This window comes from Pseudomonas sp. LBUM1644 (genome assembly GCF_059716195.1).
In genome coordinates this window covers 5,176,512-5,197,983 of the sequence record NZ_CP166812.1, presented here as the reverse complement: position 1 = coordinate 5,197,983, position 21,472 = coordinate 5,176,512, and the positions used below count along the sequence as shown (strand labels likewise).

The following is a 21,472-nucleotide window of genomic DNA, read 5'->3' as shown; positions in this document are numbered from 1 at the left end:
CATAGATCAAAAGATCGCAGCCTTCGGCAGCTCCGACAAGGCGAGGCCAGACGTTAGATCTATTATGGGCCACACATGAAAATCCCACAGTCGCGCCGGGCACGACTGTGGGATTCGATTCAGCGCAAAAACCTTACTTGATGCGCTGACCCGGCTTGGCGCCGCTGTCAGGGCTGAGCAGGTAGATTTCTTCGCCGCCAGGACCGGCCGCCATCACCATGCCTTCGGAAATCCCGAACTTCATTTTGCGCGGCTTGAGGTTGGCGATCATCATGGTCAGGCGACCATTGAGCTTGGACGGGTCCGGGTAAGCGCTCTTGATCCCGGAGAACACGTTGCGTTGCTCGTCACCGATGTCCAGGGTCAAGCGCAGCAGTTTATCGGCACCTTCCACGGCTTCGGCCTTGAGGATCAGCGCCACGCGCAAGTCGACGGCAGCAAACGCGTCGAACTCGATTTCCGGCGACAGCGGATCCTTGGCCAGTTCGCCATTGCCGGCAGGTGCAGCCTCACCGGTGTCGGTCTGGCTGGCAGTCAGGTCTTCTTTCGAGGCATCGGTCATCGCTTGTACTTTCACCGGGTCGATACGGGTCATCAACGGTTTGAACTCGTTCAACTGATGGTTGCTGAGCAAGGTCGCGTGGTCGTTCCAGGTCAGCGGCGCGACGTTGAGGAACGCCTCGGCGTCAGCGGCCAACAGTGGCAGCACCGGTTTGAGGAAGATCACCAGTTGGCGGAACAGATTGACGCCCAGCGCGCAGATCGCCTGGACTTCGTCTTGCTTGCCTTCCTGTTTGTTCAGCGACCACGGTGCCTTGTCGGCGATCCAGGCGTTGGCACGGTCGGCCAGGCCCATGATCTCGCGCATGGCGCGGGCGAAGTCGCGAGCCTCGTAGGCCTCGGCGATGCTCGGCGCAGCGGCGAGGAACGCGTCGGTCAGTTCTGGCGCGGCGTTACCGGCCACCAGCACGCCAGCGTTGCCTTTGTGGATGAAACCGGCGCAACGGCTGGCGATGTTGACGACTTTACCGACGAGGTCGGAGTTGACCTTCTGCACGAAGTCCTCGAGGTTCAGGTCCAGGTCGTCGACGCCACGACCCAGTTTGGCCGCGTAGTAATAACGCAGGTATTCCGGGGACAGGTGATCGAGGTAGGTCCGGGCCTTGATGAAGGTGCCGCGAGACTTGGACATTTTCTGGCCGTTGACGGTCAGGTAGCCGTGTACGTTGATGCCGGTTGGCTTGCGGTAGCCCGCGCCTTCGAGCATCGCCGGCCAGAACAGCGCGTGGAAGTTGACGATGTCCTTGCCGATGAAGTGGTACAGCTCGGCGGTGGAATCCTTGCCCCAGAACGCATCGAAATCCAGCTCCGGCGTGCGATCGCAGAGGTTCTTGAAGCTGGCCATGTAGCCGATCGGCGCGTCCAGCCACACGTAGAAGTATTTGCCCGGCTCGTCCGGAATTTCGAAACCGAAGTACGGCGCATCGCGGGAGATGTCCCACTGTTGCAGGCCGGCATCCAGCCATTCGGCGATCTTGTTGGCGACCGCATCTTGCAGGGTGCCGCTGCGGGTCCAGGCTTGCAGCATTTCCTGGAAGTCCGGCAGCTTGAAGAAGAAGTGCTGCGAATCCTTGAGCACCGGCGTGGCGCCAGAGATGGCCGACTTCGGATCCTTCAGGTCAGTCGGTGCGTAGGTCGCGCCGCATTTCTCGCAGTTGTCGCCGTACTGGTCTTCGGTGCCGCATTTCGGGCAAGTGCCCTTGATGAAGCGGTCGGCCAGGAACATTTTCTTTTCCGGGTCGAAGTACTGCGTGATCGAGCGCGTGGCGATGTGCCCGGCGTCGCGCAGCTTCAGGTAGATCTGGCTCGACAGCTCACGGTTTTCTTCGGCGTGAGTGGAGTGGAAGTTGTCGAAGTCCACCAGGAACTCGGCAAAGTCGGCGCTGTGTTCAGCCTGGACGTTGGCGATCAATTGTTCCGGGGTGATGCCTTCCTTTTCCGCGCGCAGCATGATGGCCGAACCGTGGGCGTCGTCGGCGCAGACATAAATGCATTGGTTGCCGCGGTGCTTCTGGAAGCGCACCCACATGTCGGTCTGGATGTATTCCAGCATGTGGCCAAGATGGATCGAACCATTGGCATAGGGCAGGGCGCTGGTGACGAGGATCTTGCGTGGCTCGGACATGGGGCTCGGCTACTTGATGAAACGGAGGTCGGCCACTATAAAGCGCTGGCGCATATTTTTCACCCCCGCGACCGGCATCCACGGTGCTTTGTAGCAGCTGGCGAAGCCTGCGTTCGGCTGCGAAGCAGTCGTAAAACCAGACAACGCGGCGCTTCAGGCAAACCGAGTTGTCCGGTTGGCGACCGCTGCGCAGTCGGACGCAGGCTTCGCCAGCTGCTACAGGTAGCATTCGATCATGGGGATTTGTCATATCCTGAAAGCATGCCGTCTGACCGATAGAACGGTTAGGATACCCGCCTGATTTTCCTGTCTTGTTATCGGAGTTGCCCATGAGCGCCGTCAATCGCGCAGCGGTGGAAGCCGTCCTTCGCCAATATACCGACCCTTACCTAAACCAGGACCCGGTCAGCGCCGGGTGCGTGCGCAATATCGACATTCAGGGCGATCGCGTCAGCGTCCAGCTGGAGTTGGGTTACGCGGCCGGCCTGTTCAAAAGCGGCTGGTCGCAGATGCTGCAGATGGCCATTGAAGGCCTGGACGGCGTGACGACCGCTCGCGTCGACATCACCAGCGTGATCGCCGCGCACAAGGCTCAGGCACAGATCCCGGGCCTGGCTAACGTCAAGAACGTCGTAGCCGTGGCATCCGGCAAGGGCGGCGTGGGCAAGTCCACCACCGCAGCCAACCTGGCATTGGCCCTGGCCCGTGAAGGCGCCAAGGTCGGGATTCTCGACGCGGATATCTACGGTCCGAGCCAGGGCATCATGTTCGGCATCCCTGAAGGCACCCGACCAAAGGTCAAGGATCAGAAGTGGTTTGTTCCAATCGAGTCTCATGGCGTCGAAGTGATGTCCATGGCATTCCTGACTGACGACAACACGCCGATGGTCTGGCGCGGGCCGATGGTCTCCGGTGCGCTGTTGCAGCTCGTCACCCAGACCGCTTGGGGCGATCTGGATTACCTGGTCATCGACATGCCGCCAGGCACCGGTGACATCCAGCTGACCCTGGCGCAGAAAGTCCCGGTGGCCGGTGCCGTCATCGTTACCACACCGCAAGACCTGGCGTTGCTGGACGCGCGCAAAGGCGTGGAGATGTTCCGCAAGGTCAACATCCCTGTGTTGGGCGTGGTGGAAAACATGGCCGTGCACATCTGCTCGAATTGTGGGCATGCCGAGCATCTGTTCGGTGAAGGTGGCGGGGTGAAGCTGGCCAATCAATATGGCGTCGAGCTCCTGGCTTCGTTGCCACTGGCGATGGCCATTCGCGAGCAGGCGGATGGCGGCAAGCCAACGGTGATCGCCGAGCCGGACAGCCCGATCGCACTGGTTTACCAGGAACTGGCCCGCCATGTCGGCGCGCGGATCGTGTTGCAGGAAGCGGCGACACCGGCGATGCCGACTATCACCATCAGCGACGATTGATCTGCGTCGTCTGTTAAAAGATCGCAGCCTGCGGCAGCTCCTACAAGTGGCCCCTGTAGGAGCTGCCGCAGGCTGCGATCTTTTGATCTTCCTTTAGATGCGCAACCCGCCATCCATTTCCAGAATCCGGCCGGTGTAATAGTCGTTCTCGAAAATGTACGCCGCCGAATGGGCTATTTCTTCTGGCTTGCCCATGCGCTTGAGCGGGATCCCGGACGTCATTTTCTCCAGCGCTTCCGGTTTCATGCCAAGGGTCATCTCGGTTTCGATGAACCCCGGGGCAATGCCCGCCACACGAATGCCGTAGCGTGCCAGTTCCTTGGCCCAAGTCACCGTCGCCGCAGCGACACCGGCCTTGGCGGCGGAGTAGTTGGTCTGGCCGACGTTGCCGGCGCGGGAGATCGACGAAATATTGATGATCGCGCCGCTGTTTTTCAGCTCGACCATTTTTGCCGCGACTTCGCGGGTGCACAGGAAGACGCCGGTCAGGTTGACGTCAATCACCGCCTGCCATTGGGCCAGGCTCATCTTGGTCATCTCGCCGTCCTTGACCTTCAACAGCAATCCATCACGCAGGATCCCGGCGTTGTTGATCAAGCCGTGGATCGCGCCGAAGTCTTCGGCGACCTGAGCGACCATGTGCGTCACTTGTTCTTCATTGGCGACGTTACACAGATAGGCGCGGGCCTCGACACCCTTGGCCTTGCACGCGGCGACGGCGGCGTCGAGCTTTTCCTGGTTCAAGTCCACCAGCGCCAGCTTCGCGCCCTTGCCGGCGAAATACTCGGCCATGGAACGGCCTAAACCCTGGCAACCGCCAGTGATAATGATTACTTTGTCAGTGAGTTGCATTCGCATGCCCCAATAAGCAGGTCAGAGTGGTTTCCTTTTAGGGGGCCTCTCGATCTGCGCCAATGGAGGCCGGCTGCACATGAGAACTGCCCCGATGGCGTACTGGGAACTTATCCCCAGTCGCCTGTCCGTTTTTTCGACGGATTCTATATAAGGAGTCATAAGTTGAGCGTTGAAGCGGCCAAGAATGCCCGAGAATTGCTTCTCAAGGAATACCGTGGAGTGCTGTCGACACACTCCAAGGCGATGCCCGGTTTCCCGTTTGGCTCCGTGGTTCCGTACTGCCTGGACGGCCAGGGCCGACCGCTGATCCTGATCAGCCGCATTGCCCAGCACACCCACAACCTGCAGAAAGACCCGAAATGTTCGCTGTTTGTGGGCGAGCGCGGGGCCGAAGATGTGCAGGCCGTTGGTCGGCTGACCTACCTCGCCGAAGCGGAAAAGCTCGAGGACGAGGCCGCCATCGAATCGGCGGCCGAACGTTATTACCGCTACTTCCCGGAATCGCAGAGCTATCACAAGGCTCACGATTTCGACTTCTGGGTGCTCAAGCCAGTGCGCCATCGGTACATCGGTGGCTTCGGCGCGATTCACTGGGTCGACCATCTGACGCTGGCCAACCCGTTCGCCGGCAAAGCCGAGGTGAGCATGGTCGAGCACATGAATGCCGATCACGCCAAAGCCATTGCTCACTATGTCGATCTGGCCGGCCTGCCGAAAACCGAGCCAGCGCAACTGGCCGGGATTGACACTGAAGGCATGCACCTGCGCATTGGTCAGGTGCTGTACTGGTTGCCGTTTCAAACGCCTTGTAATACGCCGACACAAGTCCGGGAAGCCTTGGTTTTCCTGGCTCACGCCGAGCATTGGCCGAAAAATGAAGTGGTCGACGCTTGAATTCACGAAAGGGCGACGTCATCTAGGGAAGACTGGCAAGGCATTCTTGCGTTGAGGAACCATTTGATGCGCCCTTTTTTATTGCTCTTTGTACTGTTTCCAGTGTTGGAGCTGTTCGTATTCGTCAAGGTCACTGGAGCGATCGGGTTTTTCCCGGCCTTGTTGCTGGTCATTCTCGGCTCGATGCTCGGCGTGTTCGTGCTGCGTATCGCCGGCCTGGCCACAGCGCTACGTGCCCGTGAAAGCCTGAACCGCGGCGAACTGCCCGCCCAGACCATGCTTGAAGGCCTGATGCTGGCGTTGGCGGGCGGTCTGTTGATCCTGCCGGGCTTCGTCACTGACGTGCTGGGTCTGATCATGCTGCTGCCGATCTCTCGTCGGCTGCTGGCCAACAAAATGCGCCAGCGTGCCGAGGAGCAAGCGATCCGCCAACGCGCGTTCGCCGACGACCTCCAGCCACGTGGCGGTCCTGCCCCACGCGAGCCTCTGGGCCGCGAGCCGAACGTGATCGAAGGCGAGTTCGAACACCGCGATCCGAAGTAAACCGTTTCAGCTGCACGGCACCCTCAGGTGCCGTGTTCGTTTTCGGGTATCAATGTAAAAAATTTCGATCCCCGCTCTTGTAATAAGCTTATGCGCCCTTATGTAACGGTCACCGCAAGGTTTCTGGCAATCATGCCAGACAGACTTCCGCGTCTCGCTTGTCGAGGCGCACCCGGCACCGCCGGATTTGTTAAACCCGCCGGGAATACACCGGCCGATGAAAACCACAATTAGGAGAGATCGACAATGAAGCTTCGTCCTCTGCATGACCGCGTCGTCATCCGTCGCAGCGAAGAAGAAAAGAAAACCGCTGGCGGTATCGTCCTGCCAGGTTCGGCTGCTGAAAAAGCCAACAGCGGCGAGATCCTCGCTGTCGGTACCGGCCGTGTGCTGGAAAACGGTGAAGTGCGTGCACTGGCCGTAAAAGTGGGTGACAAGGTTGTGTTCGGCCCGTACTCCGGCAGCAACACTGTGAAAGTTGACGGCGAAGACCTGCTGGTAATGGCTGAGAACGAGATTCTCGCTGTTATCGAAGGCTGATTCCCCGCTCATTTTCCCGTTACTACAAAGTATTTAAGGAATATCGATCATGGCTGCTAAAGAAGTTAAATTCGGCGACTCCGCCCGCAAGAAAATGCTCGCCGGTGTAAACGTCCTGGCTGACGCAGTAAAAGCGACCCTGGGCCCTAAAGGCCGTAACGTGATCATCGAGAAGAGCTTCGGCGCTCCGACCATCACCAAGGACGGCGTTTCCGTAGCCAAAGAAATCGAACTGAAAGACCGTTTCGAAAACATGGGCGCGCAGCTGGTCAAAGACGTTGCCTCCCGTGCCAACGATGACGCAGGCGACGGCACCACCACCGCTACCGTTCTGGCTCAATCGATCGTCAACGAAGGCCTGAAAGCCGTCGCTGCCGGCATGAACCCGATGGACCTGAAGCGCGGCATCGACAAAGCGACCATCGCGATCGTCAAAGAGCTGAAAGCTCTGTCCAAGCCTTGCGCTGACACCAAGGCAATCGCTCAGGTCGGCACCATCTCGGCCAACTCCGACAACTCCATCGGCGACATCATTGCCGAAGCCATGGAAAAAGTCGGTAAAGAAGGCGTGATCACTGTTGAAGAAGGCTCGGGCCTGGAAAACGAACTGTCGGTTGTTGAAGGCATGCAGTTCGACCGTGGCTACCTGTCCCCGTACTTCGTCAACAAGCCAGAGACCATGACTGCCGAGCTGGACGGTCCGCTGATCCTGCTGGTCGACAAAAAGATCTCGAACATCCGCGAAATGCTGCCAGTACTGGAAGCCGTTGCCAAAGCCGGCCGTCCACTGCTGATCGTGGCCGAAGACGTTGAAGGCGAAGCCCTGGCGACTCTGGTTGTGAACAACATGCGTGGCATCGTTAAAGTCGCAGCCGTCAAGGCACCAGGCTTCGGCGACCGTCGCAAGGCCATGCTGCAGGACATCGCTGTCCTGACGGGCGGTACCGTTATCTCCGAAGAGATCGGCCTGAGCCTGGAAAGCACTACCCTGGAACACCTGGGTAATGCCAAGCGCGTGATCCTGTCGAAAGAAAACACCACCGTGATCGACGGTGCCGGCGTTGAGGCTGACATCCAGGCTCGCGTTCTGCAGATCCGTCAGCAAGTAGCCGACACTTCGTCCGACTACGACCGTGAAAAACTGCAAGAGCGTCTGGCCAAGCTGTCCGGCGGCGTTGCAGTGATCAAGGTTGGCGCCGGTTCCGAAGTTGAAATGAAAGAGAAGAAGGCCCGCGTTGAAGACGCCCTGCACGCTACCCGTGCAGCCGTTGAAGAAGGCGTGGTACCTGGCGGCGGCGTGGCACTGGTTCGTGCTCTGCAAGCCATCAGCGAACTGAAAGGCGACAACGCCGATCAGGACGTTGGTATCCAGTTGCTGCGTCGCGCTGTCGAAGCTCCACTGCGCCAGATCGTTGCCAACTCCGGCGACGAGCCAAGCGTAGTAGTCGACAAGGTCAAGCAGGGTTCGGGTAACTACGGTTACAACGCTGCTACCGGCGAATACGGCGACATGATTGAAATGGGTATCCTTGACCCGGCTAAAGTGACTCGTTCGGCTCTGCAGGCAGCGGCTTCCATCGCCAGCCTGATGATCACCACCGAAGCCATGATCGCCGAGATCAAGGAAGACGGTCCAGCTGGCGGCGGCATGCCAGACATGGGCGGTATGGGCGGCATGGGCGGCATGATGTAAGCCAGCCTTACCCCTATAAAAAACCCCGCCTGCGAAAGCAGGCGGGGTTTTTTTTTGCCGTTGATAAAGATCGCAGGCTTCACGCAATCCCTGTAGGAGCTGGCGAAGCCTGCGATCTTTTGATCTAAACGTTTTAACTTTCACCGAAGATATTGAATGTAGAACCGCTTTCGCGAGCAAGCCCGCTCCCACATTAGACCTGTGTTTCAGATGCTGACCGGTTCGGCCTTGCTAACTTTCTCAGCCTTCGACGCCGGGTGATACAGGATGTAGTAATACGCCCCCAAGCAAATCAGCCAGCAGAAAATCGCCGTCCACACGTTGTGCGAGAAAAAGTGTGCACCCTGCATCATCCGGCTGATGGAAAACACCGTGCCCAAGGCGAAGGCAAATACAAAGGCTTTGCGAGCCAGCTTCGGACGACGGTCACGCAGTACGAAGAACAATGCAAACAGCGTGAAGCCGGTGGCCGCATGCCCACCCGGCCAGCAACGACCGGGTTTGTCGGTCTGTGGGCGCGGGCTGAGCAGTTCGCTGTAGGTTTCGTGACCGCCGAATTGCTCAAGGCTCCAGGGGCATTGCACTGCCGTTACCGCTTTGACCGGGGTGACAAAGGATGTCGCCAGCGCCAGCGACAGCACCAGACAGCCCAACTCCCGTTTGAACGGCTTGAGCTTGTCTACGAAAAAGGAGGCAATGAACCCGAAGATCGCAAACACCGAAAATGCGATGACCACTTGCTTGGCCCGGTCGTGCAGGATGTTTTCGAGGAAATAACTGTGTCGGCCTATGAAGTCCCCCGCGGCCGGGTCATAGAACAGCTGGGCAATGTCCATGTCCACGGACGTCAACTCAAGCAGCACCAGAATGATTGCCGCAACGGCGGGAACACCCAGGCACACCCAGAGATTTAGAGGGCGAGAGGCGGGGCGGACAGTGGTCGACACCATGGCAGTTCCTTGATCTGTTAAATGTTCTGAAGAGCGCAGCCGCGCGGAGTTTGCACCAAATCCCGTGGTCAGCGTGTGAATCGATAGTGAAAAAATCGTTAAGGTCGCAACGGGTTTAACGTTTGGATTGCAACTGCACGCAATCCTAGCCCTGAGCCACACTTGGCCTTAAGCTGCGCGGGCCAAGACGGCCGTTACTGTGTACGGAGTAGATGCCCATGCGAATTTTATTGGTTGAAGACAACCGCGATATCCTGGCCAATCTGGCCGATTACCTGGGGCTCAAAGGCTACACCGTGGATTGCGCGCAGGACGGTTTGTCAGGCTTGCACCTGGCGGCCACCGAGCATTACGACTTGATCGTGCTCGACATCATGTTGCCCGGCATCGACGGCTACACCCTGTGCAAACGCCTGCGTGAAGACGCCCGACGCGACACGCCGGTGATCATGCTCACCGCTCGTGATCAATTGGACGACCGGCTGCAAGGCTTCAAATCCGGCGCCGATGATTACCTGATCAAACCCTTTGCCTTGTCTGAACTGGCCGCGCGCATCGAAGCGGTCATGCGCCGGGCCCAAGGCGGCGGTCGTCGCACGTTGCAGGTCGCTGATCTGAGCTATGACCTCGATACCCTTGAGGTGACCCGCGAAGGTCGCCTGCTGAAACTCAACCCGGTGGGCCTGAAATTGCTGGCCGTGCTGATGCAGAAAAGCCCTCATGTGCTGCGCCGCGAAATTCTCGAAGAAGCTTTGTGGGGCGATGACTGCCCGGACAGCGACAGCCTGCGCAGCCACGTCCATCAATTGCGCCAGGTGATTGACAAGCCGTTCGCCAAGCCATTGCTGCAAACGGTACACGGTGTCGGTTATCGCCTGGCCGAGGGCCGTGATGGAGTTTAAGCAGAGCCTCGCCCAACGGATCATCATCGCCTTTGCGCTGATGAGCGCACTGGTGGCGGGCGCCTTCGCCATGGGCATTGTGGCGACCGTGCACCTGGTGGAAGAAAAACTGATCTCCGCCGGCCTGGGGGGCGATCTGCAGCGTCTGCTGCTGATGGACAGTGTGTCGGACTGGAGCCATCGTCCCGAACCGGATCAACTGTTCTATTTCAGCGGCGGGCCGGGCGACTTCCAGTTGCCCAAGGATTTGCGTCACCTTGAGCCGGGGTTTCACGAAGTGTTCCGCGAGCAGCTGTCGTACCACGCCATGGTCGAAGTCGTCGACGGCCGGCGGTATGTGCTGTTGCAGGACCAGAGCGATTTCGAAGAGCGTGAACGCGTGCTGTTTGCCGTGGTGCTGGTGGGGTTTGTGTTGAGCCTGGCGCTGGCAGTGTTTCTCGGTTGGGTGCTGGCGCGCAAAGTGATGGCCCCGGTGGTGCGGCTGGCCCGCCAGGTCCGCCACCGCGATCAGTTGTTGGGGCTGGCGCCGCCACTGGCACCGGATTATGCCGCCGATGAAGTGGGCGAACTGGCCGTAGCCTTCGACGCCACCCTCGGGCGCTTGCGCCAGGCATTGACCCGGGAACGGCTGTTCACCAGTGACGTCAGCCACGAACTGCGTACGCCCTTGATGGTGCTGGCCAGCTCCTGTGAGCTGCTGCTGGAAAACCCTGGCATCGATCAACGCGGCCGTGCACAGGTGGAGCGGATTGCGCGTGCCTGCGAGGAGATGCGCGAGCTGGTGCAAACCTTCCTGATGCTGGCCCGTGCGCAACGTGAAGATGCGAGCATGTCGCCGCAACAGAGTCTGAGCCAGGTGTCCGATGGGCTGCTCAATCTATGGCGCGAACCGATCGAGGCCAAAGGACTGCGGCTGATCTTCGAACCGGGTAAACCGGAAAACACCTGTTACAACGCAACCCTCCTGCACGCGGTCATGGGCAACCTGCTGCGTAATGCGCTGCATTACACCGAGCGCGGCTTCATTCGCCTGACCCTGACGGGCACGGGCTTCATGGTTGAGGACAGTGGCGTAGGCATTCCCGAAGAAAAGCGCGAGGCGATGTTCGAGCCTTTCGTGCGTGGCACCGAAAAACGCGGTGAGGGCTTGGGGTTGGGACTCTCGCTGGTGCAGCGGATTTGCGAAAACCAGGGTTGGAGCGTCAGCCTGACGAACATGGAACCCAATGGCTGCCGTTTTTATGTGGAGTTGAGTCAGATCCCGACTTGATCAGGCCTGAAAGATCGCAGCCTGCGGCAGCTCCTACATTGATAGGCGTGCTCTGTAGGAGCTGCCGCAGGCTGCATTCTTTTCATCGGTGGCCCTAAGCCATCGTTGGCGCCTGTAAAATCTCGAAATACTTCTGGGTTTTACATGACAAATCTTTCACAAAGTCATGACCTGACACTGACATGGCGCTACCTATGGTGGCTGTCATCAGTAGTTAGGAGACTTTGATGATGGACGGCCCGATCAAACTGGATTTTTCCGAAAAATACGACGATGAGCACGCTCAGCGCTATCTGCGAAAACACAAAGTCGGCATAAGTCGCCGACTGTCTCACTGGCGTGACGAACAACTGGCGCGAAAGGCGCTGGCACTGGCCGGCGAGCCGGGGCTGGTCCTGGATTTGCCATGCGGCGCAGGGCGTTTCTGGCCATTGCTCGCAGAGAAGAGCAATCGCGCAATCATCGGAGCCGACAACTCCGAGTCGATGGTGAAGATCGCCATGCACGCGCAACCCGCCGATGTGGTGAAACGGGTACAACCCTTGCACACATCTGCATTCGACATCGCCTTGCCTGATAACGCCGTCGACAGCATTTTCTGCATGCGTTTGCTCCACCACATCGGTGAAGCCGAGCATCGACTGGCAATTTTGCGTGAGTTCGAGCGCGTTACCCGTGACAGCGTGATCCTTTCGCTATGGGTGGACGGCAATTTCAAAGCATGGAAACGCAAGCGTGCAGAGAAAACCCGTGGGCAGGAAGGTTACCAAAACCGGTTTGTGTTACCGGCTGCTACGGTAGAAAAGGAATTTGAACAGGCGGGTTTCCGCATCCAGGAACAACTGGACTTTTTACCGCTCTATGCCATGTGGCGAGTTTACGTATTACGCAAGAGGTAACAAGATGGCAGTGCAGTGTGCAGCAGAAACGGAAGTCGCTCCCCAGGACCGCTTCGACTATTTCTGGAACCAGCGCGGTGAGTGGGTTGAAGAACCCAACGTCCGTCGCGGTGGGGAAAGTGGCGTGCAGCGTGTCGTGAGCAGCAATGGTTCGCTGCTCTACGTCAAGCGTCAGACCGGGCATATTCATCGCAGCTGGCTGCACCCGTTCGGCCGGCCGACGGTATTGCGTGAACGCGATGCCTTGACCGGCCTGCGTCTGCTCGACGTGCGCGTTCCGGAGATCGTGTTCTGTGGTGCGCAGCGCGATCCTGTGCACAAATGGCGTGCATTGCTGGTCACCAAGTCGCTGGACGGGTTCGAGGAAATCGAGCACTGGTACGCGGGCGGCGGTCGCGAGCGTCATGGTGAAGCCGTGCATGATCGCGTATTGAAGGATCTGGCCGAGAATCTGGCCCGCATGCACAAGGGGCGTTGGCAGCATAGCTGCATCTATATCAAGCACGTTTTTGTTAGCGTGACGGGTGAGGGCGAGGCGGCCAAAGTCGAGGTGGCTTTGATCGATCTCGAGAAGTGCAGACAGCGTTTGACCGCCCATGCCGCGGCTGCTCATGACATGAAGCAATTGCGTCGCCATTCGTCGTTCAGCACGGCGGACTGGAAGAAACTGGTCTATTTTTATGAGACGGCGTTTGGCAGCGCTATCAAAGGTTTATAGCAATGAAACTCGAAATTGCACGAGGTTTGTTTCTTGTAGGAGCCTTGGCAGTTGCTTCGCTGGCGGTGGCTGCCTGGGAGCAGCCCCGCACGCAAGTTCTCAGTTCAGTGAGCGCTGAGGCTCACTGTCCGTTACCTCGCATTGCGAAGTCCTCGGTGGCAACGCGTCCCGATCATGATTTATTGCTGTTCATGTTCGGACTTTCTCAAGGATTGAGGCCGCAAAGTTGAACAGATTAAAGCCCAAGTAAAAGGCCTCGCAAATGCGAGGCCTTTTGTTTTTTGGGGCAACATCTTTTGACTTTAGGGCTTATCGGGTTTTGCCAGCACCGTGTACACGCACGGCAATACGAACAATGTAAACAACGTCCCGATGGACATCCCTGTAGCGATCACCGTACCGATGTCGAACCGACTGACCGCGCCCGCGCCGGTGGCGATAATCAGCGGCACCATGCCGAACACCATCGCAGCGGTCGTCATCAACACGGGGCGCAGGCGTATTGCCGCCGCTTCCTCCACCGCTTCGCGGGGTGTCAGGCCTTTGTCCTTGCGCAGCTGGTTGGCGAACTCGACGATCAGGATCCCGTGCTTGCTGATCAGTCCGATCAACGTCACCAACCCCACCTGGGTGTAGATATTCATGCTCGACCAGCCCAGGAACAGCGGGATCAATGCGCCGCAAATTGACAGGGGCACCGTCACCAGAATCACCAGCGGATCGCGGAAGCTTTCAAATTGCGCGGCCAGCACCAGAAAGATAATCGCCAGGGCCAGGCCAAAGGTGACCCACAGAGCGCTGCCTTCCTGAACGAATTGCCGCGACGCGCCGGCATAGTCGAACGCATAACCTACGGGGGCTTCTTCCCGGGCGATCTGGCGCACCGTGTCGAGGGCTTCACCCATGCTCACCAGCGGGACGCCAGAAAGGATGGCCGAGTTGAGCTGCTGGAACTGGTTCAACTGCCGAGGGCGCGCCCGGTCGGTCACGGTAATCAGTGTCGACAGGGCCAGCAATTCGCCTTGGGTGTTCTTGACGTAATAGTTGTTCAGCCAGTCCGGGTTATCGCGGAAGGGCCGTTCAACCTGGGCGATGACTTTGTAGCTGCGGCCTTCGATGGTGAACCGGTTGATCTCGGCCTCACCCAGCAATGTCGCCAGCGTTCCGCCCAGCTCCTGCATCGACACGCCCATTTGGGCCGCCTTGGCCCGATCGATATCCACCACCACTTCCGGTTTGTCGAAGGCCAGGTCAACGTCGGCGAAGGCAAATTTGCCGGATTCCAGCGCTCGCTTTTTCACCCGTTCAGTCACTTGCAGTAAAGACTCGTAATCATTGGCGGAGTTGATCACGAACTGAAACGGCAAGCCTTCGCCCGTACCCGGCAGGGAAGGCAGGTTGAAGCCAAAAATCTGCAAGCCGGGAATGCTCCCGAGTTTGCCCTGGACCTCTGGAAGGATCTGCATCTGCGTCCGGCTGCGCTCGTTCCAGGGTTTGAGCAGGAAGCCGCCGACGCCCGATTGCACGCCATTGAATCCATTGATCTGGAACGAGGAGTAGTACTCGGGAAACTCCTTGAAGATCGTGATGAACTCGTCTGTGTAGGTGCTCAGATAATCCAGGTTGGTGGGCTGCGGCGCGTTGGCCAGCATGAAAATAATGCCCTGGTCCTCGTCCGGTGCCAGCTCCGATTTGGTGAACGTGAGCAGCACCGGGATCAGGCACAGCACGATCACCGCGAACACCAGCACCACGGGACGGGTATTGAGCGTGCCATGGAGCATGCTCCGGTAACGGCGCTTGAGGCCTTCGAAAATCAGGTCGAGGCGATGGGCCAGGCCGCTGGGGTTTTCATCGTGGCGCAGCAGCAGGGCGCACATCATCGGCGATAGGGTCAGGGCGACAATGCCGGAGATCACCACGGCACCGGCCAGGGTCAGGGCAAACTCCTTGAACAGCGCCCCGGTCAGCCCCGTCAGGAAGCCGATCGGCGCATAGACCGCCGCCAGTGTGATGGTCATCGAGACCACCGGCATGGCGATTTCCCGAGCGCCCTCGATGGCCGCGTCCAGCGGCGTCTTGCCTTCTTCGATGTGCCGGTGGACGTTTTCCACCACCACGATCGCGTCGTCCACCACCAGCCCGATGGCCAAGACCATCGCCAGCAAGGTCAGCAGGTTGATCGAGTAACCCATCATCTGCATGAAGAACATCACGCCGATCATCGACAGCGGGATGGTGACCACCGGAATCACCACCGAGCGCAGGGCACCGAGGAACAGGAACACCACCACGATAACGATCAGCACCGCCTCGAACAGTGTCTTGATTACCTCGTTGATCGAGGCCTGGATGAACAATGTCGCATCGTAGGCAATTTCACCCTTGAGGTTGGGCGGCAGCTGGGCCTCCAGGTCCGGCATGATCTTGCGCACTTCCTTGATCACTTCCAGCGGGTTGGCGCCTGGAGTGGCCTTGATGCCGATGTACACCGAGGGTGTGCCGCCGAAGGAGCTGACGGAGTCGTAGTTCTCCGCACCCATTTCAACCCGCGCCACATCGCTGAGCAGCACGCGACTGTCGCCTTCGACCTTGAGCGGAATCGCGGCAAAGGCTTCGGCGGATTTGAGCTCGGTGTTGGCATTGATGCTGGTGACCACGTACTCGCCTTTCACTTCGCCGGCGGCGGAAAGGAAGTTGTACTGGCGCACCGCGTTGGTCACATCGCTGGCGCTCAAGCCGAAACCGGCCAGTTTTACCGGGTCCAGCCACAGGCGCATGGCGAAAACCTGGTTGCCGAGGATCTCGGCCTCGGCCATGCCCGGCAGGGTCGCGAGTTTGGGCTGGATAACCCGGGACAAGTAGTCGGTAATCTGCGGGTTGCTCAGTTCCTTGCTGAAGAAGCTGATGTACATCAGCGCCGAGGCATCGGCGGCTTCCTTGCTCAGTACCGGGTCTTCGGCGTCCTGGGGCAGCTGGTTTTTCACCTCGTTGGCCTTGGCCAGCAGTTCGGTAAACAAGCGGTCACTGTTGGCGCCGATACGCGCGTAGATCGAGATCACCGAGAAGTTCTGGCGGCTGACCGAGGTCATGTAGTCGATGCCCTCGGCGCTGGCCAGGCTCTGTTGCATCGGTTGGGTGATGTAGCCCTGGATGGTTTCGGCGTTGGCCCCGGGGTACGCGGTGGTCACCGTGATCAGGGCGTTTTCCATTTGCGGGTATTGGCGCAGCGGCAGCTTGCTCCAGGCTTGAAAGCCCAGCAGCACAATCAGCAGGCTGACCACGGTGGCGAGCACCGGGCGGCGGATGAACGGGTCGGTAAAAGCCATGGGGATTCCTTGATCAGTCCGCACGCGGCGGGCTGTTCTTCTCGGCTAAAGTCTTGTCGTCGCTGATGGCAATATGTGCGCCGTTGTCCAGTTTGATCTGGCCGGCCGTGACCACTTTTTCGCCGTCCTGCACACCTTTGGTAATGATTACCTGGCCGTCGCGTCGTTCGCCGGTTTCGATGAAGCGGCGTTCGGCGATCAGGATCGGTTGGCCCTTGTCGTCTTTTTCGAGGCTGCCGTCTTCGGCTTTTTTCTGCGCGACCACATAGAGCGAGTTGCCGTACAGCGTGTAGGTGATCGCGCTTTCCGGGACGACGATGCGCGGCTGCGGGTTGGGCAGCAGCACTTGCAGGCTGGCGAACATGCCCGGTAGCAGCTTGCCCTCGGGGTTGGCCAGGGTGGCGCGAACCTGAACGTTGCGCGTGCTGTTCTCCACTTTCGGGTTGATCGCGCTGATGGTGCCGGGGAAGGTTTGTGCCGGGTAAGCCGAGACAATGACCTGCACTGGCTGGCCGATGCCGATCTTCGGCACCGATTGCTCGGGCAGGAAAAAATCGACATAGAGACTGCTGAGGTCTTGGAGCGTGGCAATCATGGTGCCGCTGGCGACGTAGTCGCCGACATCCACCTGGCGAATACCAATAGTCCCGCTGAAGGGCGCAACAATGCGTTTTTTCTCGAGTGAAGCCTTGAGCTGATTGACCGTGGCCTTGTTCTTTTTCAGGACCGCCGAGAGGCGGTCGAATTCGCCCTTGGAAATGGCCTGGCTGCCCACCAGTTGGCTGCCACGAGCGTAATCCACCTGGGCCAGCCCAAGGTCGGCCTGAGCGGTTTCCAGCAAAGCGGATTCGACGGCGCTGTCGAGCTGGACAATCGGTTGGCCGGCCTTGACCTTCTGCCCTGACTGGAACTGCACATCGGTGACGGTGCCGGCGATCTCCAGGCTCAGGTCCACGCCTTGCAGCGCCTTCAGCGTACCCACCGTGGGCAGGCGCATTTGCCACGGCTGTTGGGTCGCAGTGGCCACGGCGACGCTTATCGGCGGTTTCGGCGCGGCAAACCCCTGGATCATCGTGTAGATCGAAAAGGCTTTGTACCCGGCCAGGATCAGGACGATCAAAAGAACAACACCCAACATGATCAGCATGCGGCGACGCAGCATATTCCAGTTCCTTGGAGAAAATCAGGTGAGACAGAGGGGCACATTACCCCGAGTCGCAGAGGGTTTCCAACTGGTAGAACTTACAGCGCGACCCCTGTAGCAGCTGGCGTAGCCTGCGTTCGGCGGCGCAGCCGTCGTAAAACCATGCACCTCGGTGTGTCAGGCGAAACTGGGTGTCCGGGATGACGACTGCTTCGCAGCCGGACGCAGGCTGCGCCAGTTGCTACAGAGGACCGTGTTCAGATCATATGAAGGTGGTTGTCCCAGAGCCCTGCCGGGAGCTCCAACGGTTTTGCAAGCAGATTTGTCTGGCGGCAATCGTAGTACCGGCATCGTCCTTGACCCGAGGTCACGACGAAACCGTCGGCCACGGCCCCGACCCCGGCGCAATCGGGAAGCGGCGCATCCAGGCGTACTTCACCGCTGTCCAGGTCCCAGATGAAAAAACGGTTGCCCCGTGGTGCGGTCAACGCGACCAGGCGCAAATCACTGTGTACGGCGACGCTCGCGGTGTAATGCCCCATGGCCTGCAGCTGGTGCTCCGGGACAGGAAAGGCCACGAACGGCTGGCCTGGACGTTTGATCGCCAACAGCTCCGAAGACTCGTGTGACGGCCCCATGAATTGCTGACCGGCGACGATGGTGCCATCGCTGGCAATCCCCAGGTGCCGCACGCTGTTCATCTGCTGGGCAAGGGTTTCCTTGCTGAGCAAAGTGCCGTCGCGTTGCATCAACACCAGGCTTGGCTCCATGGCATTGAGGTTCATCTCGACCCGGCTTTCGGCCTCGGTGCGAATTCCGCCGTTGGCCACCACCAGGGTTTCGCCATCCGGCATCCACGACACTTGATGCGGGCCGACGCCATGGGTCGGGATCTCGCCGCTGTGGATAAGTCGTTCACCTTCAAACTTATACACACCCAGCAAGCCACGGCCCGGATCGGACGTGTCGTTCTCGGTTGCGTATAGCCAGTCGCCGCTCTTGTGAATCACCGCGTGACCGTAGAAGTGCCGGTTGGGTTGCGAGATCACGGTTTGCAACAGCGTGCCGTCGCGCAAGTCGATCAGGTAACTCTCAGTGCCCGGCCTCCTGGCGACGAACAGCGCAATGGGCAGCGTCGGATGGTTGATGATGTCGTGGCAACGCTGGCCGACCTGGGTCGCAAACACCCGAGTGCCGTCCAGGCGATAGCCGACGGCGTAATGCTTGCCGTCGTTATCGTCCCGCGCCGAGAGCAGCAGCGGGCTTTTGTCCTTTTGCTTGAACAGCGTCCAGCCGCCCAGCGTCACTGCTCCCAGCAGCAAACTACCTAACGTCAGAGCCTGTCGTCGCAGCATGGCACTTGCCCTCATCAGTCACCGTCGTTGGCGTTGAAGCCCAGTTGGATGCCCAGCGCCTTGGCCAGTTCGCCTTCGTGCAGGCGATGGACGACGTTGAGGCTGTCGTAGAGATCGTTGAGCTGTTGGCGACCGGCGTCGTCGTTGAGCATGTCGGTCAGCGGACGCTGGTTGCTGGCGAACAGTTTCAAGGCGGCGGCGTAAGCGGCGTCGATCTTGTCGGCCAACGGTTTCTGCTCGCTCGGCAACAAGCCGCGCAGGCCTTTATTGTCGACACCTTCCCAGACTGTCTTGGCGGCGGCGAGGCTGGCTTCGAGGCCGGCCAGGGACGACTGGCTGCGCCATGCATCGGCCTGGAACGGTTGCGGCACGCCTTTGCTCTGGCGGCCCATCGGCGTGCCGAGTTTTTTCTTCAGGGTGTCGAGGGCGGTGACCTGCACACGCAGCAAATCGGCGATGGCTTCGTGGGAGTCGGCGTAACGCTGGTTCGGGAATTTGCTCATCTGCGCGAGCATGCCGTCGGTGCTGTTCCAGCTTTTCAGAATATCTTCAGCCAGCTGTTTCTGACGTTCGCCAATCGCCTTCAGCAGCGGGCAATACTTGGCTTTTTGCGCGTCGTTGGCCACGTCCGGCTTGCTGTCGAACAGGATGTATTCATAGGCGGAGAGGCCTTGAACCACCACGCTGGACTTGGCCAGGGCAGCGGCATCGATCTGCGGCTGCGCGGTGACCAGTTGCTCGACCTGACGGCCGACCAGGTTTTTCTTGTCGGGCCAGAACTGCACCTGCCACGCACGGTTGCCTTCGGCCAGCGGACCGATCAGCAGCGGTTGCAGCTCGGCCCAGGCTTTCTGTGCGTGCAGGAAGTCGGCGCGGGCGGTGTCGAGGTTTTCCTTGCCTTCGCAGTAGGCGAGGGCGCTGACGGCCAATTGGCGGTCGGCTTCAACCCAACGGGTGTAGGTCGGCAGGATCACCGACTTGGCGATGGCCGCCGAGGTGACGGCTTGCGGGTCCTGAGGCGAACAGGCGCCCAAGGCGAGTGCGGCGAGGCTGGTGAACAACAATTTGGGGCGGAACATGTCGGGCTCCCGATTCTTTGTAAGTGTTTAAAGAGAATTCAAAAACGCCAGCAACGCAGCGCGCTGCTCGGCATTGAAAGACAAAACCTGTTGCCGCGCCGCGGCTGCTTCGCCGTCATGCCAAAGCACGGCCTCAAGCAGATTGCGGGCGCGGCCGTCATGCAAGAACTGGGTGTGGCCACTGACCGCTTCGGTCAAACCGATGCCCCACAACGGCGGCGTGCGCCAGTCGCGGCCGCTGGCCTGGAATTCGCTGCGGTTGTCGGCCAGGCCGTCGCCCATGTCATGCAACAGCAGATCGCTGTACGGGCGAATCACTTGATTGGCCAGTTCAGGTTCGGCGGCATTGGCGGCGGTGGTGTATTTCGGTGTGTGACAGGACTGGCACCCGGCCTGGAAAAACAGGGTCTTGCCGGCCAGCACTTCGGGCGCACTGACATCGCGTCGGGCGGGAACGGCGAGGTTACGGCTGTAGAACAGCACCAGGCGCAGGATGTTATCGCTGACTTCCGGTTCGCCGTTGGGACCGTTGCCATTCGGTGCCTGTTTGCAGGCGGTCTGCGCGCCGGTGCAATCATCGACGGTTCTCAGGCTGGTCGTGAGGCCCATGTCTCCAGAGAACGCATGCACGTTTTGTTGATTGAGGTTCGGTTGACCGGCCTTCCAGCCAAATCGGCCGACGACGGTTTTTTGTTGCGCATCATCCCAGACCCGGTTCGGGCGTCCGGCGATGCCGTTCTTGTCCTTCGCCTGGGCCTGGGCATTGGCCAGGATTGCTTCGTCAGGGATGGCTTCAAGCAAGCCCAGGCCAATCATCGGCGGCGCAACCCGGGCCGAGAAACGGGTGTCGGGGTGCATCGGGCCGTAACCCAGTTGGGTGATGTTCAGGGTCGGCTTACGCAATTCGATTTTGGTACCGTCCTTGAACTGCACTGTGACGGGTGTGTAATCAACGCGCACCTTGCCTTCCGGGGTGACACCGGGCACGGCCATGTCCTGCAATTGTCCGCCGTAAACCGGCTCCGGCACGACGCCGAGTTGCTCGATCACTTTGGCATAGGCCGGTGCATCGGGAATCGACAGGCGCACCAACATCGATACGGCATTCGCCGCATCGGGCGTCGGCGGATGACCGCGACCGTCCTTGATGTGGCAGTTCTGGCAGGCGTTGGTGTTGAACAACGGGCCGAGGCCATCCCGGGCGGTGGTGGTCGACGGGGCAATCACCCAGGGGTTGCGAAAGAAACTGTTGCCAACGCTGAAGTCCACACGCCGGGACGGCGGCAGGTTGGCGGAGGGCAGGGAGAATGCGTTCTGATCGGTCTTGCGCACGGTGGCGCTGCCACCGGACCGGGCCTCACCGGGTTCGGCCTTGGTAAAACGCGGGGCGTCATCGCAGGCACTCAGGCTCAAGGCCAGAAACAGTGCGGACAAGCGAAGAAGCAACGGGGGCATCAGACATCCTGCAAGACGAGCAAAACAAGGGCGCAAAGTCTAACAGGGCAGTCAGGTTTGAATAAGAGGAATTATCGTTTGCTTTGAACTGTAGGAGCTGCCGCAGGCTGCGATCTTTTGATCTTGCTTTAAAAGATCGCAGCCTCGTTGCACTCGACAGCTCCTACAGAATGGTCCGCGTTCAGGCAGGAATGAAAAAGGCGACCCGAAGGTCGCCTTTTTATTCAGCCGGCGTTG

Annotated in this window: 18 protein-coding genes; 10 read left to right on the top strand and 8 right to left on the bottom strand. The window is 59.5% G+C overall.

Translation table 11 applies throughout. The features are described from left to right. Nucleotides 1–133: 133 nt before the first annotated feature. Nucleotides 134–2,185, bottom strand: coding sequence for a methionine--tRNA ligase (metG, locus tag ACA052_RS23760; protein ID WP_497647061.1), 2,052 nt, complete (start codon nt 2,183–2,185; stop codon nt 134–136). 329 nt (nt 2,186–2,514) lie between these two features. Between metG and apbC the strand changes: the two genes are divergently transcribed. Next, nucleotides 2,515–3,609: an iron-sulfur cluster carrier protein ApbC gene (gene apbC, locus ACA052_RS23755; protein ID WP_497647060.1), complete on the top strand. Its 1,095-nt coding sequence runs from the start codon at nt 2,515–2,517 to the stop codon at nt 3,607–3,609. Between the two features lie 93 nt (nt 3,610–3,702). Here the strand turns inward: apbC and ACA052_RS23750 are convergent, their stop codons facing one another. After that, nucleotides 3,703–4,461, bottom strand: a complete 759-nt coding sequence (locus ACA052_RS23750) for an SDR family oxidoreductase (protein WP_497647059.1) — start codon at nt 4,459–4,461, stop codon at nt 3,703–3,705. Nucleotides 4,462–4,626: 165 nt separating this feature from the next. On the opposite strand from ACA052_RS23750, the gene ACA052_RS23745 reads away from it, so the two are divergent. From ACA052_RS23745 to groL, 4 genes are all read left to right on the top strand, one after another. Beyond that, nucleotides 4,627–5,358 (top strand): HugZ family pyridoxamine 5'-phosphate oxidase, encoded by a 732-nt coding sequence (locus ACA052_RS23745; protein ID WP_497647058.1) that lies wholly within the window; start codon nt 4,627–4,629, stop codon nt 5,356–5,358. Nucleotides 5,359–5,424: 66 nt separating this feature from the next. Then, nucleotides 5,425–5,901: an FxsA family protein gene (locus ACA052_RS23740; RefSeq protein ID WP_497647057.1), complete on the top strand. Its 477-nt coding sequence runs from the start codon at nt 5,425–5,427 to the stop codon at nt 5,899–5,901. 246 nt (nt 5,902–6,147) lie between these two features. Continuing rightward, complete coding sequence (locus ACA052_RS23735) at nt 6,148–6,441, top strand: co-chaperone GroES (protein WP_054045166.1); 294 nt, start codon at nt 6,148–6,150, stop codon at nt 6,439–6,441. Between the two features lie 49 nt (nt 6,442–6,490). After that, entirely contained in the window at nt 6,491–8,134 is a 1,644-nt protein-coding gene (gene groL / locus ACA052_RS23730) for a chaperonin GroEL (RefSeq protein ID WP_093422996.1), read from the top strand. A 206-nt stretch (nt 8,135–8,340) separates the two neighbouring features. On the opposite strand, the gene ACA052_RS23725 is transcribed toward groL, so the two are convergent. Beyond that, on the bottom strand, nt 8,341–9,084 hold the full coding sequence (locus tag ACA052_RS23725) for a phosphatase PAP2 family protein (RefSeq protein ID WP_497647056.1): 744 nt from the start codon (nt 9,082–9,084) through the stop codon (nt 8,341–8,343). A 218-nt stretch (nt 9,085–9,302) separates the two neighbouring features. Here ACA052_RS23725 and colR point away from each other — a divergent pair, with 218 nt between their 5' ends. From colR to ACA052_RS23700, 5 genes are all read left to right on the top strand, one after another. Continuing rightward, nucleotides 9,303–9,986 (top strand): two-component system response regulator ColR, encoded by a 684-nt coding sequence (gene colR / locus ACA052_RS23720; RefSeq protein ID WP_427637238.1) that lies wholly within the window; start codon nt 9,303–9,305, stop codon nt 9,984–9,986. Further along, nucleotides 9,976–11,256, top strand: coding sequence for a sensor histidine kinase (locus tag ACA052_RS23715; RefSeq protein WP_497647055.1), 1,281 nt, complete (start codon nt 9,976–9,978; stop codon nt 11,254–11,256). Before colR ends, ACA052_RS23715 begins: the two co-directional genes overlap by 11 nt. Before the next feature lie 230 nt (nt 11,257–11,486). Next, nucleotides 11,487–12,155: a class I SAM-dependent methyltransferase gene (locus ACA052_RS23710; protein ID WP_497650384.1), complete on the top strand. Its 669-nt coding sequence runs from the start codon at nt 11,487–11,489 to the stop codon at nt 12,153–12,155. 4 nt (nt 12,156–12,159) lie between these two features. After that, nucleotides 12,160–12,873 (top strand): lipopolysaccharide kinase InaA family protein, encoded by a 714-nt coding sequence (locus ACA052_RS23705; RefSeq protein WP_497647054.1) that lies wholly within the window; start codon nt 12,160–12,162, stop codon nt 12,871–12,873. A 2-nt stretch (nt 12,874–12,875) separates the two neighbouring features. Further along, nucleotides 12,876–13,103: a hypothetical protein gene (locus ACA052_RS23700; protein ID WP_497647053.1), complete on the top strand. Its 228-nt coding sequence runs from the start codon at nt 12,876–12,878 to the stop codon at nt 13,101–13,103. Between the two features lie 72 nt (nt 13,104–13,175). Here the strand turns inward: ACA052_RS23700 and ACA052_RS23695 are convergent, their stop codons facing one another. The 5 genes from ACA052_RS23695 to ACA052_RS23675 form a co-directional block, all read right to left on the bottom strand. Further along, complete coding sequence (locus tag ACA052_RS23695) at nt 13,176–16,202, bottom strand: multidrug efflux RND transporter permease subunit (protein WP_497647052.1); 3,027 nt, start codon at nt 16,200–16,202, stop codon at nt 13,176–13,178. Between the two features lie 13 nt (nt 16,203–16,215). Beyond that, nucleotides 16,216–17,364 carry an efflux RND transporter periplasmic adaptor subunit gene (locus ACA052_RS23690; RefSeq protein WP_497647051.1) on the bottom strand — a complete coding sequence of 383 codons (1,149 nt, stop codon included), beginning with the start codon at nt 17,362–17,364 and terminating at the stop codon, nt 16,216–16,218. Nucleotides 17,365–17,603: 239 nt separating this feature from the next. Next, nucleotides 17,604–18,701, bottom strand: a complete 1,098-nt coding sequence (locus ACA052_RS23685) for a DUF1513 domain-containing protein (protein ID WP_497647050.1) — start codon at nt 18,699–18,701, stop codon at nt 17,604–17,606. Between the two features lie 14 nt (nt 18,702–18,715). After that, on the bottom strand, nt 18,716–19,780 hold the full coding sequence (locus ACA052_RS23680; RefSeq protein WP_497647049.1) for an imelysin family protein: 1,065 nt from the start codon (nt 19,778–19,780) through the stop codon (nt 18,716–18,718). A 27-nt stretch (nt 19,781–19,807) separates the two neighbouring features. After that, nucleotides 19,808–21,235, bottom strand: a complete 1,428-nt coding sequence (locus tag ACA052_RS23675) for a di-heme oxidoreductase family protein (protein WP_497647048.1) — start codon at nt 21,233–21,235, stop codon at nt 19,808–19,810. Nucleotides 21,236–21,472: the final 237 nt, after the last annotated feature.

Coding starts and splice junctions, on each gene's coding strand:
- metG (WP_497647061.1), bottom strand. CDS start 2,185: ATGTCCGAGCCACGCAAGATCCTCGTCACCAGCGCCCTGCCCTATGCC.
- apbC (WP_497647060.1), top strand. CDS start 2,515: ATGAGCGCCGTCAATCGCGCAGCGGTGGAAGCCGTCCTTCGCCAATAT.
- ACA052_RS23750 (WP_497647059.1), bottom strand. CDS start 4,461: ATGCAACTCACTGACAAAGTAATCATTATCACTGGCGGTTGCCAGGGT.
- ACA052_RS23740 (WP_497647057.1), top strand. CDS start 5,425: ATGCGCCCTTTTTTATTGCTCTTTGTACTGTTTCCAGTGTTGGAGCTG.
- ACA052_RS23735 (WP_054045166.1), top strand. CDS start 6,148: ATGAAGCTTCGTCCTCTGCATGACCGCGTCGTCATCCGTCGCAGCGAA.
- groL (WP_093422996.1), top strand. CDS start 6,491: ATGGCTGCTAAAGAAGTTAAATTCGGCGACTCCGCCCGCAAGAAAATG.
- ACA052_RS23725 (WP_497647056.1), bottom strand. CDS start 9,084: ATGGTGTCGACCACTGTCCGCCCCGCCTCTCGCCCTCTAAATCTCTGG.
- colR (WP_427637238.1), top strand. CDS start 9,303: ATGCGAATTTTATTGGTTGAAGACAACCGCGATATCCTGGCCAATCTG.
- ACA052_RS23715 (WP_497647055.1), top strand. CDS start 9,976: ATGGAGTTTAAGCAGAGCCTCGCCCAACGGATCATCATCGCCTTTGCG.
- ACA052_RS23710 (WP_497650384.1), top strand. CDS start 11,487: ATGGACGGCCCGATCAAACTGGATTTTTCCGAAAAATACGACGATGAG.
- ACA052_RS23705 (WP_497647054.1), top strand. CDS start 12,160: ATGGCAGTGCAGTGTGCAGCAGAAACGGAAGTCGCTCCCCAGGACCGC.
- ACA052_RS23700 (WP_497647053.1), top strand. CDS start 12,876: ATGAAACTCGAAATTGCACGAGGTTTGTTTCTTGTAGGAGCCTTGGCA.
- ACA052_RS23695 (WP_497647052.1), bottom strand. CDS start 16,202: ATGGCTTTTACCGACCCGTTCATCCGCCGCCCGGTGCTCGCCACCGTG.
- ACA052_RS23690 (WP_497647051.1), bottom strand. CDS start 17,364: ATGCTGCGTCGCCGCATGCTGATCATGTTGGGTGTTGTTCTTTTGATC.
- ACA052_RS23685 (WP_497647050.1), bottom strand. CDS start 18,701: ATGCTGCGACGACAGGCTCTGACGTTAGGTAGTTTGCTGCTGGGAGCA.
- ACA052_RS23680 (WP_497647049.1), bottom strand. CDS start 19,780: ATGTTCCGCCCCAAATTGTTGTTCACCAGCCTCGCCGCACTCGCCTTG.
- ACA052_RS23675 (WP_497647048.1), bottom strand. CDS start 21,235: ATGCCCCCGTTGCTTCTTCGCTTGTCCGCACTGTTTCTGGCCTTGAGC.